Raw genomic sequence first — 14,978 nt, 5'->3', positions numbered from 1 at the left:
GACCTGGTCTCTTCGCTTTTTTGTTGATAGTATCCGTAGTCTGTTTAAACCAGGCTGTCAAATAATATTTCCACCGGGTGCAGTGCTTTTACGCCGGTGCCATCTTTCACCTGGTGGCGGCAGCTGGTGCCGGGGGCGGCGATCAGCGTACCGGCGGCGGCGTTGCGCACTGCGGGGAACAGCACCATTTCCCCGATCTGCATGCTGAGATCGTAGTGTTCTTTTTCGTAGCCGAAAGATCCTGCCATGCCACAGCAGCCGGAGGGGATCACCTCTACGGTATAGTGTTGCGGGATAGACAACATCTTCTTGCTGTGCAGCGCAGAAGAAAGTGCTTTCTGCTGGCAGTGCCCGTGCAATTTGATCTGTTGTGGCTTATCGGTGAACTGTGCTGCGGTGATATGTCCTTTCTCCGCTTCGCTGGCAATAAACTCATCGATCAGGAAACAGTTTTTGGCCAGCGTCTGCGCCTGTGGGCGAAGATTTTCCCGGACAAGGTCAGGGTATTCGTCGCGGAAGCTGAGGATGGCAGAGGGCTCTACGCCGAGCAGGGGCGTGTTGTCGTTGATAACGTTGCTGAATATACGAACATTCTCTTCTGCCAGTTCGCGTGCCTGGCGCAGCAGTCCTTTGGACATGTAAGCGCGCGCACTTTCCGGATGGTCGATCATTTTCACTTCGTAACCGAGGCGATGCAGCAGCTGTACTGCTTTGATGCCTACCGGCGTATCATTGTAGTTGGTAAACTCATCGCAGAAAAGATATACGGTGCGGTTGCCGGCGCCCTGTTTTTCCTTCGGCCAGGTCTGGTTGAACCATTTCCGCAGCGTGGTGCTGTGAAGGCCGGGCAGGGAACGTTTGGCGGCAAAGCCGCTGAATTTACGGATAAGGCCGCCGGTAAAGCTGTTATTGATCAGCCCATTATAGATGCCGGGGGCGATGGCGGCGAGGCCGGACAGTTTGGAAAAGTTTCCGATCATTTTCGCCCGCAGCGGTACGCCGTTGGCGTCGTGGTAGTGTTGCAGAAACTCCATCTTCAGCTTGGCCATATCCACATTGGACGGGCATTCTGACTTACAGCCCTTGCAGGCGAGGCAGAGGTCTAGCACATCATAGATCTCTTTATGGTCGAAGCGGTTTTCCTTGGTGGAGTGTGTCAGGAACTCGCGCAGGATATTAGCCCTGGCGCGGGTAGTATCCTTTTCGTTGCGGGTGGCCATGTAGCTGGGGCACATAGTGCCGCCGCTCAGTGGCGTTTTACGGCAGTCGCCGGAACCGTTGCACTGCTCGGCGTGTTGCAGGATGGTTTGTTCCGGGAAGTGGAAGATGGTATGGAAGTCCGGTGTTTTTTGCCCGGGTTGGTACCGCAGCATGCTGTTCATGGACGGTGTGTCCACGATCTTATGAGGATTGAAGATGTTTTCTGGGTCCCAGGTGTATTTGATCTGGCGCAGCAGCTCATAGTTTTTTTCGCCTACCATCTGGCGGATAAATTCACCGCGCAGGCGGCCGTCGCCATGTTCGCCGCTGAGGGAGCCGTGGTATTTTTTTACGAGGGTGGCTATTTCTTCCGCGATGGTCCTGAAGAGCTGGTTGCCTTCTTCCGTTTTCAGGTTGATGATCGGGCGGAGGTGGATCTCCCCGCTGCCGGCGTGTGCGTAGTGTACGGCATGCAGGTCATACTTTTCCAGGATCACGTTGAAGTCACGTATGAAATCGGGGAGGTCTTCCACGGCCACGGCGGTATCTTCAATCACCGGCACGGCTTTTTCGTCGCCGGGCAGGTTACTGAGCAGTCCCAGTCCGGCTTTGCGGAGGGTCCAGATTTTCTTGGTGTCTTCGCCGAACAGGAGCGGGAAGTGGTAGCCCAGCCCGGCAGCGCGCAGCCGCGCTTCCAGCCGGCCGGCAATTTCTATCACTTCTTCGCGGGTGTTGCGGCAGAATTCCACCACGAGGATGGCGCCGGGGTCGCCCTGTACAAAGAAGCGGTTTTTACGTTGTTCGATATTGTCTTTGGTGCACTCCAGGATGAAGTGGTCTATCAGTTCGCTGGCGCTGGGTTTGAAGTCCATCACCTGGATATTGGCCCGGAGCGATTCGTCCACGCTGTTGAAGTGGATACAGAGCAGGCCTGTCTCTTTGGGAGGCAGGGGATCTATATGCAGTTTTATTTCTGTGATCAGGGCGAGGGTCCCTTCGGAGCCTGCGATGAGTTTGCAGAAGTTGAAATCTTCGGTGCCGGCGGTAAAGGGAGCGGTTTCCAGCAGCATATCTACGGCGTAGCCGGTATTGCGGCGGGGGATGCTCTTTTTAGGGAATTCGCGGCGTATCTCCTCCTGGTTGCGGTAGTCGCTCAGGGTGCTGCGTATCTGCCGGTAGATGCGGGTTTCGAGGGTATCGGGCCCTTCGCATTTGGCATGGAAAGCGTCGGGGCTGAGGGCGCCGAAGGTGACCTCTTCGCCGTTGCTCAGCAGGGCTTTTACTTCCAGCAGGTGTTCGCGGGTACTGCCGTATACCACGCTGTTGGAGCCGCAGGAGTTGTTGCCTACCATGCCGCCGATCATGGCGCGGTTGGCGGTGGATGTTTCGGGACCGAAATAGAAGCCGTGCGGCTTCAGGTACATGTTCAGCTCGTCGCGGATCACGCCGGGCTGTACGCGCACCCAGTTTTCGGCGGTATTGAGTTCCAGTATTTTGGTAAAGGTGCGGGATACGTCGGTAATGATACCGTTGCCCACCACCTGGCCTGCCAGCGAGGTGCCTGCGGTGCGGGGTATCAGCGATGTTTTATTGGTACGCGCAAAAGAGATCAGCTTCTTAAGGTCGTCTATTGATTCGGGGATGGCCACCGCCAGCGGCATTTCACGGTATGCCGACGCATCGGTGGCATAGAGTGTCCGCATGGTATTGTCTGTATAAAGCGTTCCTTCCAGTTCCTGGGCCAATTGTTCCAGCTTTTCGCGCATCATGGTATGTACCGGGTTTGAAAGGGCAAATTTAATACATCAGTCCGGCTTTTTTATCTCTTGTAAAGTATTCGGGAAAAAAAACTCCCCTACTGCTCAGGCTTTTATCGGGGGCGGGGCTTTGACCGGAGGAATCGAATAAAAGCAAAAATCCGGTAAATCAGACGATTTACCGGATTTTTGCGTCCTGGTATCCTGCATTGTGATCTTTAATCCGCTAGCTTCATCGTTCCTTTAAAATGATCGAATGAACCATCCGGATGAGCAATGTTGGTATATACCTCTCCTGTATTCCAGTTTTGCACATGCACTACATTTGTTTTCGTGCTGGTCTCGGTCCAATATACCATGAATACGTTTGGGCTAACCTCTACGGCAGTGTAGTCTACCAGTTCTGAAAGGTTTTTTGTACTTTCTGATTTGCCTGTAAAACGCATCTGTTTATTGTCCGGATAATTGAGATCAAATACAAATCCACCACCGAAGTTCACTAACACATGATTGCCAATTGCCGGATAGGGAGATTTTAAATCCCATTGCATTTCTCCTTTAAATACTTTAGCTCCCATTTCCAACGATTCTTTGCCCGGTAATTGAGGATACTTTGCCATCATTTTATTTGCCAGGTCCTCCCCGTTGGAACCGGACAGCGCAGCGTTTTTATAATCCTTAAGATAATTTTCGACAAAATCCAGCACTTCAGGAGATTCATCCAGTTTAGTAAAATGGGAAGGGATTACTTTTTGGGGTTGCAATGACTTCATCTTGTTTATTTGTGCCATCCATAGGTCCAGCGCTTTATAATTTTTCGTGTCTGCCATCCATAAATGCGCTCCTTCGCCCACAGAGATTCCACCAACTATTGTTCTTATAGACGGGATCCATACAAAACTATGCGCCGGATCTTCTTTTGACTGGATGATTTCGAGTTTGTGACCTTCCAGAAGTGGCAATTCCGCTATTGCTTTCGGAACTATTATTTCAGATGGCGCATCTTCTTTGAGTTGAGGCCCCCATACCGCCAGTTTCTGATCTTTGGATGCCTCAATTAAATAGGCGGTTTGCGCGGTGGATACTATAGCTGTGCCGGGAAATGCTTTTTTTAATTCGTCAAGGCCGAAATAGAAATCAGGATCGCTATGTGATATATAGATCGTCTTCAGATTTTTACCGGTAGCCTTTATTTCCGTTATCAATTCCAGGACGTATTTTTTCTGAAATTGAGCGTCGATAAGAACAGCGTCTTTATCACCATATACGAGGGTGGAGGTGACCGGGAAAACGGCATTTGCGCCGGGGTTGTAAATCCTGATGTTCAGGCCTGCCAAAGCGGATCCTGAAAACACTATTGTAGCCATAATAGATAAGATAATTTCGTGAAACATGCTTTTTTTGCTCAAATGATACCACAAAACTAGACCATGCTTCTTCGGCCACCATTAAACAAGTTCAATAAATGAAATAACAGGTTATTTTTTCGGCGATCTTTCTTCTGATTTTGCTGAGAAATTCATGGCTGATGCCTAAATAACCTGCAATTTGAATGTTGGAAAGTGCCCGTCTTCCTGGGCAAACGGACTCTTCTATTCCTTTACAAATTGCGGCTTTTTTACCTGGAGGCCGCAAACGGCTTCTATCCTGTCAGCCAGATAGGCCGCCAGGTCGGGCGACAGCGCCTCGTCGTGCATGTGCATGAAGAAATAAACTTCCTGCAGGCCGTTGTCCAGCCAGTATTTGATACGGTTGGCCCAGTCGTCGATACGGGTGTAGTCGGTAGGATGCAGGCTGTTGCCCACAAAACGGATGAATATCTTCGGAACGGTGAGGTGCATATGGGCGCAGTCCCTTCTGCCGGCGGTATCGGTGATGATGGCGCCTACTTTCAGCTCCCGCAGCTTCTCGAACAGCTCCAGCCGGACGGCTTCGTCTTCATACCATTCTTTATGTCTTACTTCCAGGAAAAACTGCAGGTCGGTGGGCAGGGAGGCAAGGTAATCGTACAACGCATTCCGTTTGGCAGGGCCGTATTTGTCGCTCAGCTGCAGGAAAATAGGGCCGAGGTGTTTGCCGAAGGCCAGCACGCCCTCCAGGAAAGAGGTGGTCTTAGGGCCGGCGGTAGCGGGACTGAGATTGCTGAAATGGCTGATGGCCTGTGGCACTTTGGGACAGAATTTGAATTCCATGCCTTTGGCCGGTGCGTCCCATTTGGAGATGGTGTCCGGACCATAGATCTGGTAGTGCGTGGCGTTGAGCTCAATGCTGTTGAAATGCCGCACGTATTCGGCCAGGAACCGGGCTTCCCTGGTGCCTTTGGGATATATTTTCCCGATCCATTCCTTGCGGCCCCATTTGGCACAGCCCAGCCAGGCCTGCGGTTTCTTTACGGGCTTGCCTTTCAGCACTTTTTTGTTGAAGAGCGGTTCTGCGGGCAGTTTAAAGTCCAGTTCTTCCAGCTCCGCAGGTGTAACACGGCCAAAATCCATAACAAGCGGTTTTAAGGGGGTACATGACAATCATGGTAAAAGGGACAAAGGCAGGTACTGCAAATATACTAAAAGCAGGGGGCCGCAGGGGCAAAACACACTGCTAAAATAAAATAGTGGAAACCTTTTGTTTTTTTGTTTTTACAAGTTAACTTAAGATAGATTATCAATTATTTAGCATGGAAATTTTACACGTTAGCGCGGAATGTTACCCGGTAGCCAAAGTAGGTGGGCTCGGTGACGTGGTAGGGGCATTGCCCAAATACCAATACGAGCTCGGGTCTATCGCCAAAGTGGTGGTGCCGGCCTACAGGAACAAGTATTACGATACGCATGAATTTGACGTGGTGCACCAGGCGGGGATGTGGCTGGGGCACGACTGGTATCATTTCAATGTGTTAAAAGAAAGGAACAATGAACTGGGCTTTGACCTTTACCTGGTAGACATCCCCGGTCTGCTGGATACGCCGGGCGTTTACGGTTATCCCAACGATACAGAACGGTTCCTGGCATTTCAGATTGCTGTGCTGGACTGGGTCAACGAATGGAACCACCAGCCCGATGTTGTGCATTGCCACGACCACCACACCGGCCTGATTCCCTTTCTGATGAGTTACGGTTATAAATATGAGCGTATGCGGGACATCCCTTCCGTGCTCACCATCCATAATGCCCAGTACCAGGGCCAGTTTGGGTGGGACAAGCTGTACCTCATCCCGTCTTTCGATCTGTGGAAAGCCGGCCTGCTGGACTGGGGCGGCGCCATTAACCCGCTGGCGGCGGCCGTCAAATGCGCCTGGAAGGTCACCACCGTATCGCCGGGATACCTGGAAGAACTGTACCAAAATGCCAACGGACTGGAGCGGCTGATCAATCATGAGAGGGCTAAAACAGTCGGCATTATCAACGGTATAGACACCGCAGTGTGGGACCCGGAGACGGACCATATGGTACAGGCCAATTATGACCTGGAAACGGTGGCACAGGGTAAAAAGGAAAACAAGCAGGTCCTCTGTGAACGCTTCGGCCTCGATTCGTCGCTGCCGCTGGTATCGTTTATCGGCCGGCTGGTAGGGGACAAGGGCGCCGATCTGCTGCCGGAGATTATTGGCCGCAGCCTGCATGAGCTGCCGGGCGAGGTAAACTTCCTCGTACTGGGTAGCGGTGATCCACATGTGGAATGGTCACTACAACAAACCCGACATGATGTTAGCTACGGTTTTAACCTGCATATAGGATATAATGAAGCACTGTCACACCTGATCTATGCCGGCAGCGATTTCCTGCTGATGCCGTCAAGAGTGGAGCCCTGCGGGCTTAACCAGCTCTATGCCCTGCGTTATGGTACCGTGCCGATGGTCCGCAGCACCGGCGGCTTAAAAGATACCGTGACCGATTTTGGAGACCCCGGCGGATTTGGCATACGTTTTAATCAGGCAGGGGTATGGGATGCCTGTTACTCCGTAAAACGTGCGGTGGAACTGTTCAACGATACCGCCCATCTCTCGGAAATCCGCCTGCGTGGCATGCGGCTCAATCATTCCTGGGGACGCTCGGCACAGCAGTACCTCGATGTTTACAACAGTATGAAAGGTTAACTAATCACGATAACGCGCAGCGATTTCCTAATCTAAACCAACGTCCACACTATGACTAAAGATGTAATATCCATTATCCTCGGAGGCGGTGCAGGTACCCGCTTATATCCCCTTACCCGTCGCCGTTCCAAACCGGCAGTGCCCCTTGCCGGTAAATACAGACTGGTGGATATTCCCATCTCCAACTGTCTGAACGCGGAACTGAACCGTATTTTCGTTTTAACCCAGTTCAACTCCGCCTCGCTTAACAAACACATCAAAAACTCGTACCATTTCAGTCATTTCGACAAAGGATTCGTAGACATCCTCGCTGCCGAACAAACGCCCGATAACCCCACCTGGTACCAGGGCACCGCAGACGCTGTAAGGCAGTGCCTGCACCATGTGGAGAATTTCGATTTTAAATATGTGCTGATCCTCTCCGGCGACCAGTTATACCAGATGGACTTCCGCGATATGATCAACCATCATATCGAAACCGGCGCTGAGATCTCTATCGCTACCATCCCGGTGGCTGCCAAAGAAGCGTCGGATTTCGGTATCCTGAAAACAGATGCCTCCGGAGCTATCGTCTCCTTTACAGAAAAGCCGTCGCAGGACGTGCTGCCGCCGTGGGCGTCTGAGGTGAGCGACGAAATGAAAAACGCAGGCCGCGTGTACCTCGCCAGTATGGGTATCTATATCTTCAGCCGGGACGTGCTCTTCGATATGCTGGGCAAACAACCGGAGGCGGCCGACTTCGGCAAGCAGGTGATCCCGGAAGCCATCGAAGCAAAGGCCCGCGTATTCAGTTACCAGTATGAAGGCTACTGGACCGACATCGGTAACATCTCCTCTTTCTGGGAAGCCAATATCGGGCTCACAGACGATATACCGCAGTTTAACCTGTTCAACGAATCGCAGACCATCTATTCCCGCGCGCGGATGCTTCCCCCCGCCAAAATATCCGGTACCATGGAGAAAACAATCATCGCCGACGGTTGTATTATTATGGCAAGCCGGTTGGAACGTTGCGTGGTGGGTATCCGTACCCGCATCGGCAGGGGCTCGGTCGTCTCTAATACGTATATCATGGGCAGTGACTACTACCAGACCCTCGACGAACTGGACAGGGCCAGCGCGGAAGGCCGTCCGCCCATGGGCATCGGCGAAAACTGTGTGATCGACAAGGCGATTATTGACAAGAACTGCAGTATCGGAAACAACGTACACATTCAGGGCGGAGACCATCTACCGGATGGAGACTTTGAAAAATATACGGTGAAAGACGGCATTGTTGTTGTTAAAAAAGGAGTAGTCCTGCCGGACGGATTCAACATCTAACAAAACAATACACATGCGAGTGTCAATTGAGCGGAAACCTACGAAGATCTATCCTGATCTGAAAAGAGTGGTAGCCAGGTTTTTTTTCAATGGCGAAGCCAGGGCCAAATCCATTATACAACATGTTGCCGCCATGAGCGATGAGCAGGTGGATGTAACGATAACGCCTATACTGAGAGAGTTCTCCCGGCGCCACCGCAATATTACCCGCATTTTCGAGAAACATGCAGACAGGATCCGGCATCTTTTTGCTGCGGTTCAGGTCAATTATGATGAATTGTCCCTGAAGAGAAAACTGTTGACAGGCTCGTATTTTACCAATGAGTATTCTATTGAATCTGCCGCCTTTTTTAATCCGTCGCTGATTGAAGATGTGGACCAGAGCGGGCTGGAGGAAGGGGAGAAAAGAGTGATCCTCAGCTTCCGCGCCGTCGGCGAAGGGCATATCTCGTCCATCGCTTTCCGCAGCGGTATCATCGACCGCAACAACCAGATTACGCTGCAAGCGGCCGGCAACTACGTGGATGAAGCGGAAGTGATCCGCAATGCCATGTATAAAAAAGAGACCTTTTTTCAGAATGCGGTTTCCATCAAACTGCCGGACCCCGTGATGCAGGAGGTGATGAACAGCCTGTCGGACGAATTTGAGTACATGTCCCTGAAAAAAGTGATCCGCGAAATGCAGCAACGCTACCAGGTAGACCACCTGGTGAAAAAAGCGCTGGAAAGGTTGCTCTGGCTGGCAGACTCTTATTACGAACTGAATTTCTCGCTGGACACGGACATCTCCGACCGGGTGATCTTCCCGTATTCCGACGCCGAAAGCCGGGGTATTGAAGACGCCCGCTTTGTGAAATACAAAGGGGAAGATGGCGACGTTACCTACTACGCCACCTACACCGCATTTGACGGCATCACTATCCAGCCCAAGCTGTTGTCCACTGAAGACTTCTATAATTTTAAAATTATGCCCTTGTACGGAGAGGGGGCCCAGAATAAAAACCTGGCCCTCTTTCCCCGCAAGATCAACGGGAAATATGTGATGATCTCCCGAATTGATGGTATCAACGGATACATTATGTATTCCGATAAAATCAACATATGGGAAAACCCGCAGATCCTGCAGACACCTAAATACCCCTGGGAGTTTGTACAGGTAGGCAACTGCGGGTCACCGATCGAAACGCCGGAAGGCTGGCTGGTGATCACACATGGCGTAGGTCCCATGCGCACCTATTGCATTGGCGCCAGCCTGCTGGACCTCGAAGATCCCGGCACGGAGATCGGCCGCCTGCGGGAACCATTGCTGATGCCCAATAAAGACGAAAGAGAAGGTTACGTGCCCAATGTGCTTTATTCCTGCGGTTCTATTATACACAACGATGAACTGATCATTCCCTACGGCCTCTCCGATTATGCCTCCGGTTTCGCTACTGTCAACCTCGAAAAGCTGCTGGCCCAGATCAAAGCAGACGGCGTATAACCTTATCCAAGCGACTGGTATACTTTCAGGTAATCGGCCGTCATCCGGTCGGTAGTGAAATGCTCGTGTGCATGCAGATGACTGGCGTACCGGTCCAGCTGGCCCAGGGCTTCCACAGCAGCCACTGCTTCGTCCACGGTGTTGACTAAATAGCCGGTGCGCCCGTCCAGTATCAGTTCCGGCATGGCGCCTTTATTGAAAGCGATGACGGGGGTGCCGCACAACATCGCTTCGGCCACGCTCAGCCCAAAGGGTTCGTTAAAATGAATCGGGTGCAGCAGGGCGCTGGCTTTACCCAGCAGTTCACTGCGCGCAGGACCACCTACAGACCCCAGGTAGCTGATCTGTTCATCATCTATAAAAGGTTTTACCATTTCTTCAAAATAATCCTGCTGCTGGATGATACCCGCTATCAACAGGCGGCGCCGGGCCTGCAGCGCAATCTTTATGGCGTCGTGCGTGCCTTTGTCGGGATGAATGCGGCCATAGTACAGCAGGTAATCGTCGGGCGCCGGGTTAAAGGCAAAATCACCGGGCCTTACGCCATTGTAGACGGTGGCTTTGTACTGCAGCCGGGGATGCCTGTCGGCATTGCTGATGGCTACATAATGCCCCACCTGGTTGTAGCGCTGGTATACCGGGACGATTTTCTCCGAAGAAAAGCCGTGAATGGTGGTCACCATGGGGGTATGAATCAGCCGGGAGTAGGTAAGTGGCAGGAAGTCGAAATGATTGTGGATGATATCGTAATGGTGCGCCTGTTCCATCAGGTAGCTGATGTGCATACACTCATTGACTTTGGCGTCTGCGTTCCGGTCTTCCTCGTATCCCTGCGGGCAGATCCATGCCAGCTTGCCCTGGGTGAGGGAATCGCCGGTGGCGAAGAGGGTCACGTCTGCGCCGCGTGCCACCAGTCCTTCGGCAAGATTGGAAGCCATTTGTTCCCAGGGGCCATAATGCCGGGGTGGGGTCCGCCAGGCTACAGGCGAAAGGATTGCGATCTTCATAGTGTTCCGGTTTTCCGATCAGCCTTTACGGCAAATTCCAATCCACATTTACCCGCCCATCAAATTTCAGTAGTAAAAAACCTGAAATCACAATTTCTTCTCTAACTTCGTACATTCAAAAGTTTCGATGTATTCAGATATATCCGTTACTTTTATTGATCATTTGTAATTCGACACGTAATATGCTCGAGTATATTCCTTACGGGAAGACAGGCTTTTTTAATCAGCTGGTAACAGATTTTTTAGCAGATGCGCCACAGATCAGACCTTTCTACACCTATTCCTCTACTCATCCGGATTTTACTGCTGCTATAGCCGCCAGGAAGCAGTTTAACACTCCCAGGGCAGCGCTGGTAGCGGCACTGCAACAGCAATATGAACACCTGGAGCCGGTGCAGGCCGTGCAGGACAATATTGCCCGCCTGGCCGATGCACAGACGTTCACGGTAACGACCGCCCACCAGCCCAACGTATTTACCGGTTACCTGTACTTTGTTTATAAGATACTGCAAGCCATCAAACTGTGCCGGGAACTGCAACAGCAGCACCCGCAGCATCAGTTTGTGCCGGTATATTATATGGGCAGCGAAGACGCTGACCTGGATGAACTGGGCAGCATTTACCTGGAAGGGAAGACGCTGACCTGGGCTGCAGGACAGCAGGGGGCTGTGGGCCGTATGCGTCCGGAAGGACTGGAGCAACTGATCGGACAAATAAAAGATATGCTCGGGTACGCGCCGCATGCAGAAGAGCTGATAGCGCTGCTGCGTAAAGCTTACCTGGAGCACCGCAATATCCAGGATGCCACGTTGTACCTGGTACATGCGCTGTTCGGCCGCTACGGGCTGGTGGTGCTGGTGCCGGACAGCCCTGCGCTGAAACGCCTCTACATCCCGGTGATGAAAGACGAGCTGTTTCACCAGGCGTCGCACGGCATCGTTAACAAGACGCTCGAACAACTGGGCGCCCATTATAAAGTGCAGGCGAACCCGCGCGAGATCAACCTGTTTTACCTGAAAGACGATATGCGGGAACGCATCGTGCAGGAAGGCGATCAGTGGAAAGTATTACACACCCCGTTGAAATTTGACGCTGCTGCGCTGGAAAAAGAACTGGAAGCGCATCCGGAGCGGTTTAGTCCCAACGTGATCCTGCGGGGCATGTTCCAGGAAACGGTCCTGCCCAATATTGCTTTCATTGGCGGCGGTGGTGAAATCGCCTACTGGCTGGAACTAAAGGATCTTTTTACCCATTACGGCGTGCCTTTCCCGGTACTGTTGCTGCGCAATTCCCTGTTGCTGGCAGACGAGCAATCGGCCCGGCGGCTGGATAAACTGGGCATCACCACAGCGGAATTGTTCGCTACCACGGACGATATCGTGAACGCCTATGTGAAAAAGCATACCAATGCGGCGCTGGTACTGAAAGAAGAATATGCTGCCATTGAAAAGCTGTATGACAGCCTGGAAGCAAAGGCCCGCAGCATAGATATTACACTCGTAGCCAGTACAGGAGCGGAAAGAAGCCGCGCTTTGAAATCCATCGGTAAACTGGAGCATAAGTTTCTCCGGGCGGAGAAGAAAAAATTTGCCTGGCAGACCGACCAGATCAAGCAGGTGAAAAACAAGCTGTTCCCCGGAGGTTCGTTGCAGGAGCGCAAAGAGAACTTTATGCCCTGGTATGCGGCGGAAGGTCCCGCTTTCCTGGACCGCGTGCTGGCGGCGCTGACACCGGTCACCGATCAGTTTACGATTGTAAAATAATTACGAATTACGAATTGAGGGCTGTCTTTTGGAAAGGTTATTAATGAACCGCTCCATAAGACAGCCCTCAATTCGTAATTCGTAATTCAGGAAAGGGCTTTACCCATATCTTTTACCAGAGACAGCATGGCTTGCAGCTGGTCGTGTACCTGTTTGGTTTCCAGCATTTCGTCACGGATAGGTGTGGCGCCTTTGCCTTCATTGATTTCCAGCTGGCGCAGGTGTACGAGGTTATGCAGGTGTTCATCCAGCGTGTCGAAGGCATGGATGGCCGGTTCCAGCTGGGCCTGGCCGTGTGTGGCCGGGTCGAGCATGAGGTACAGCTGGTCGATGTATCGCAGCAGGTAGGCGGTGATCTCCCTGTATTCCGGCCGGGGGAACTGTACGCCGTGATGCATGCTGTACGCGGCCAGGGCGGCGATATGGGAGGTAAGGGTATGATTGAGCACTACAAAGTGATACACTTTGGAGGCGTTTTTTTGTTTGCTTTTCGGTTCGGACAGCATTCGCTGGAAGGCGGCCATCATATTGGCGGTGTCCACATAAGTAGCTTTACGGGCAAGTTTAAAATCGGTCACCGTATTGGTTTCCCCGGCATATACCCGCAATACCAGTTCACAGTATTTACGGTTGGAGAGCAGCATTTTCTGCATGTACCCCGGCAGGGTGTTGTGTTCCCAGGAAGGCCACAGCAGCATATTGGCAAAGAAGGCGATACCTCCGCCGATGAAAGTGTCGAGTACTCGTTGGGTGGCGTTCTGCAGGTCGGCCGGATGCAGGAAATGCAGCAGGAAGATGATGAACGGGGTGACGAAGAACACGCTGAGCGTGTACTGGAAGCTCATGAAGCTGTAGGCGCCCAGGATACAGAGGAGCATGCTGATGAAGATCACGGTATCGTTGTGGGTGATATACAGCAGGCCGGCAGCGAAGAGCGCGCCCAGTACGGTGCCGATCAGGCGCTGTATGCTGCGGGAGCGGGTAAGGCCGAAGCCGGGCTTCAGGATCACCACTATTGTCAGCAATATCCAGTATACCCTGTCGAGATGGAGGGCCAGTCCCAGCAGGTAGCCGGTGATGGTGGCGAGGCTCACACGCACGGCATGCCGGAAGATATGGGATTTGAAAGTGAGGTTGTCGCGGAACGTCTCCAGGTCGTATTTCTGGCTGGTGGTGAACTTCGACAATTCCAGCCTGGGATCGATGGTTTCGTCTTTCAGCCGCTCCAGCCGGGTGAGGCGGTGCAGGTTGTAGATCCTTTGCGCCATGTCCTGGAGGTTCTGCAGGATGTTGGTCAGGGGGATGGTCCGGGTCCTCTCCGCCAGCGTGGGCAGCTTCAGGGTGATATCGGCGATGGCTTGTTTCACTTTTTCCATCTCATATTTGAGATTGGTTTTGGGCAGGGAGCGTTGCCCTGCGGCTACTGCGAGACCGATATTCTCCAGTTCTTCCACGAACTCTGTGATCAGCGCATGGAATTTCTGCAGGATGTCATCCTGTCTGAAGTCACGCTGGAGGGCGTTGTAGTCTGTCTGCGACGCCATGATCTGCTCCTGCAGGTCTACCATATCGAGGAAGATGAGCACCATGCTTTTGTTGATGCTGGTGGTGCCTTGCTGGGCGGAGCGTCTTTTCAGCAGGAGTTCTCTTACGTTTTCCTGTTTTTCATTGACGATGACCTGTTGGGCCAGCACGGCTTTATAGTTGGCGGCCACATCTACGCCGGGTGTATAAAAGTTGGAGCGGAGTTCGAGGTAACGGGCGGTCTGTTGTATACAGTCGCCCAGCGCCTGTTGTACGTTAAGGTAGGGGCGTATCTGCCATAGTATCAGCGCCAGCAGCGCATACCAGATGCTGCCCAGCAACACCATGGCTGCGTACACTACCGCCATGCCGGGCGTGAGCCTGGTTTCGCCCAGGATGGAGACCAGCACGAGCAGGCAGCCGGTGCCGATGTTGCCGCCGCGGTTGCCGTAGACCAGCATCATGGCGAAAACGAAGCAGCAGGCCACTATCCAGAAGGCCATCAGGGTGGGGTAAGGCAGCAGCAGCCCTGTGCCCAGGGCGGTGAGGAAAATCAGTCCGGTACTGATGATAAGTCCGTTGCGCTTGTGAATGATAGTGCCGGGGACATCGCTCAGGGCGGTACACAATGCGCCCATGGACATAGCAATACCGAGGCCCAGCTGGCCGATGGCGGCAAAAATCAGGGAGGGGACCACCACGCTGATGGTGGTGCGCAAACCGTTGCTGAAATGATAACTGTAAAGGAAACTCTTGATATCGTTGATTCGCTGTTCTATACGCAAACGTAAATCGGTTTTTGGAATACAAAGATACAAGGCAATTACGAAT

General features: G+C 52.4%; 9 protein-coding genes. 4 read left to right on the top strand and 5 right to left on the bottom strand.

The window, feature by feature from the left end:
* Positions 1 to 44: 44 nt before the first annotated feature.
* The 3 genes from HF324_RS22320 to HF324_RS22310 all read right to left on the bottom strand — a co-directional run bounded on the left by HF324_RS22320 (position 45) and on the right by HF324_RS22310 (position 5,449).
* Positions 45 to 2,969: an FAD-binding and (Fe-S)-binding domain-containing protein gene (locus tag HF324_RS22320; protein WP_246269609.1), complete on the bottom strand. Its 2,925-nt coding sequence runs from the start codon at positions 2,967 to 2,969 to the stop codon at positions 45 to 47.
* A gap of 206 nt (positions 2,970 to 3,175) precedes the next feature.
* A complete protein-coding gene (locus HF324_RS22315; protein ID WP_220101221.1) occupies positions 3,176 to 4,324 on the bottom strand; it encodes an MBL fold metallo-hydrolase in 1,149 nt (382 codons plus the stop codon).
* A 225-nt stretch (positions 4,325 to 4,549) separates the two neighbouring features.
* Positions 4,550 to 5,449: a DUF72 domain-containing protein gene (locus HF324_RS22310; protein ID WP_168860869.1), complete on the bottom strand. Its 900-nt coding sequence runs from the start codon at positions 5,447 to 5,449 to the stop codon at positions 4,550 to 4,552.
* A 179-nt stretch (positions 5,450 to 5,628) separates the two neighbouring features.
* Here HF324_RS22310 and HF324_RS22305 point away from each other — a divergent pair, with 179 nt between their 5' ends.
* From HF324_RS22305 to HF324_RS22295, 3 genes are read left to right on the top strand one after another with little or no spacing between them, the layout of a single operon-like run.
* Positions 5,629 to 7,047, top strand: a complete 1,419-nt coding sequence (locus HF324_RS22305; protein WP_168860868.1) for a glycogen synthase — start codon at positions 5,629 to 5,631, stop codon at positions 7,045 to 7,047.
* Positions 7,048 to 7,098: 51 nt separating this feature from the next.
* On the top strand, positions 7,099 to 8,370 hold the full coding sequence (locus HF324_RS22300) for a glucose-1-phosphate adenylyltransferase (protein WP_168804605.1): 1,272 nt from the start codon (positions 7,099 to 7,101) through the stop codon (positions 8,368 to 8,370).
* 13 nt (positions 8,371 to 8,383) lie between these two features.
* Positions 8,384 to 9,853 (top strand): glycoside hydrolase family 130 protein, encoded by a 1,470-nt coding sequence (locus tag HF324_RS22295; RefSeq protein WP_168860867.1) that lies wholly within the window; start codon positions 8,384 to 8,386, stop codon positions 9,851 to 9,853.
* Between the two features lie 2 nt (positions 9,854 to 9,855).
* Here the strand turns inward: HF324_RS22295 and HF324_RS22290 are convergent, their stop codons facing one another.
* A complete protein-coding gene (locus tag HF324_RS22290; RefSeq protein WP_168804603.1) occupies positions 9,856 to 10,860 on the bottom strand; it encodes a glycosyltransferase family 4 protein in 1,005 nt (334 codons plus the stop codon).
* A gap of 182 nt (positions 10,861 to 11,042) precedes the next feature.
* Between HF324_RS22290 and bshC the strand changes: the two genes are divergently transcribed.
* Entirely contained in the window at positions 11,043 to 12,623 is a 1,581-nt protein-coding gene (gene bshC / locus HF324_RS22285) for a bacillithiol biosynthesis cysteine-adding enzyme BshC (RefSeq protein ID WP_168860866.1), read from the top strand.
* A gap of 86 nt (positions 12,624 to 12,709) precedes the next feature.
* On the opposite strand, the gene HF324_RS22280 is transcribed toward bshC, so the two are convergent.
* Positions 12,710 to 14,932: an FUSC family protein gene (locus HF324_RS22280; RefSeq protein ID WP_168804601.1), complete on the bottom strand. Its 2,223-nt coding sequence runs from the start codon at positions 14,930 to 14,932 to the stop codon at positions 12,710 to 12,712.
* Positions 14,933 to 14,978 lie beyond the last annotated feature (46 nt).

The sequence above is a fragment of the Chitinophaga oryzae genome, from assembly GCF_012516375.2.
Classification (GTDB): Bacteria; Bacteroidota; Bacteroidia; order Chitinophagales; family Chitinophagaceae; genus Chitinophaga; species Chitinophaga oryzae.
The sequence above is the reverse complement of the archived record's forward strand: the minus strand, read 5'-3'. Positions and strand labels throughout refer to the sequence as shown.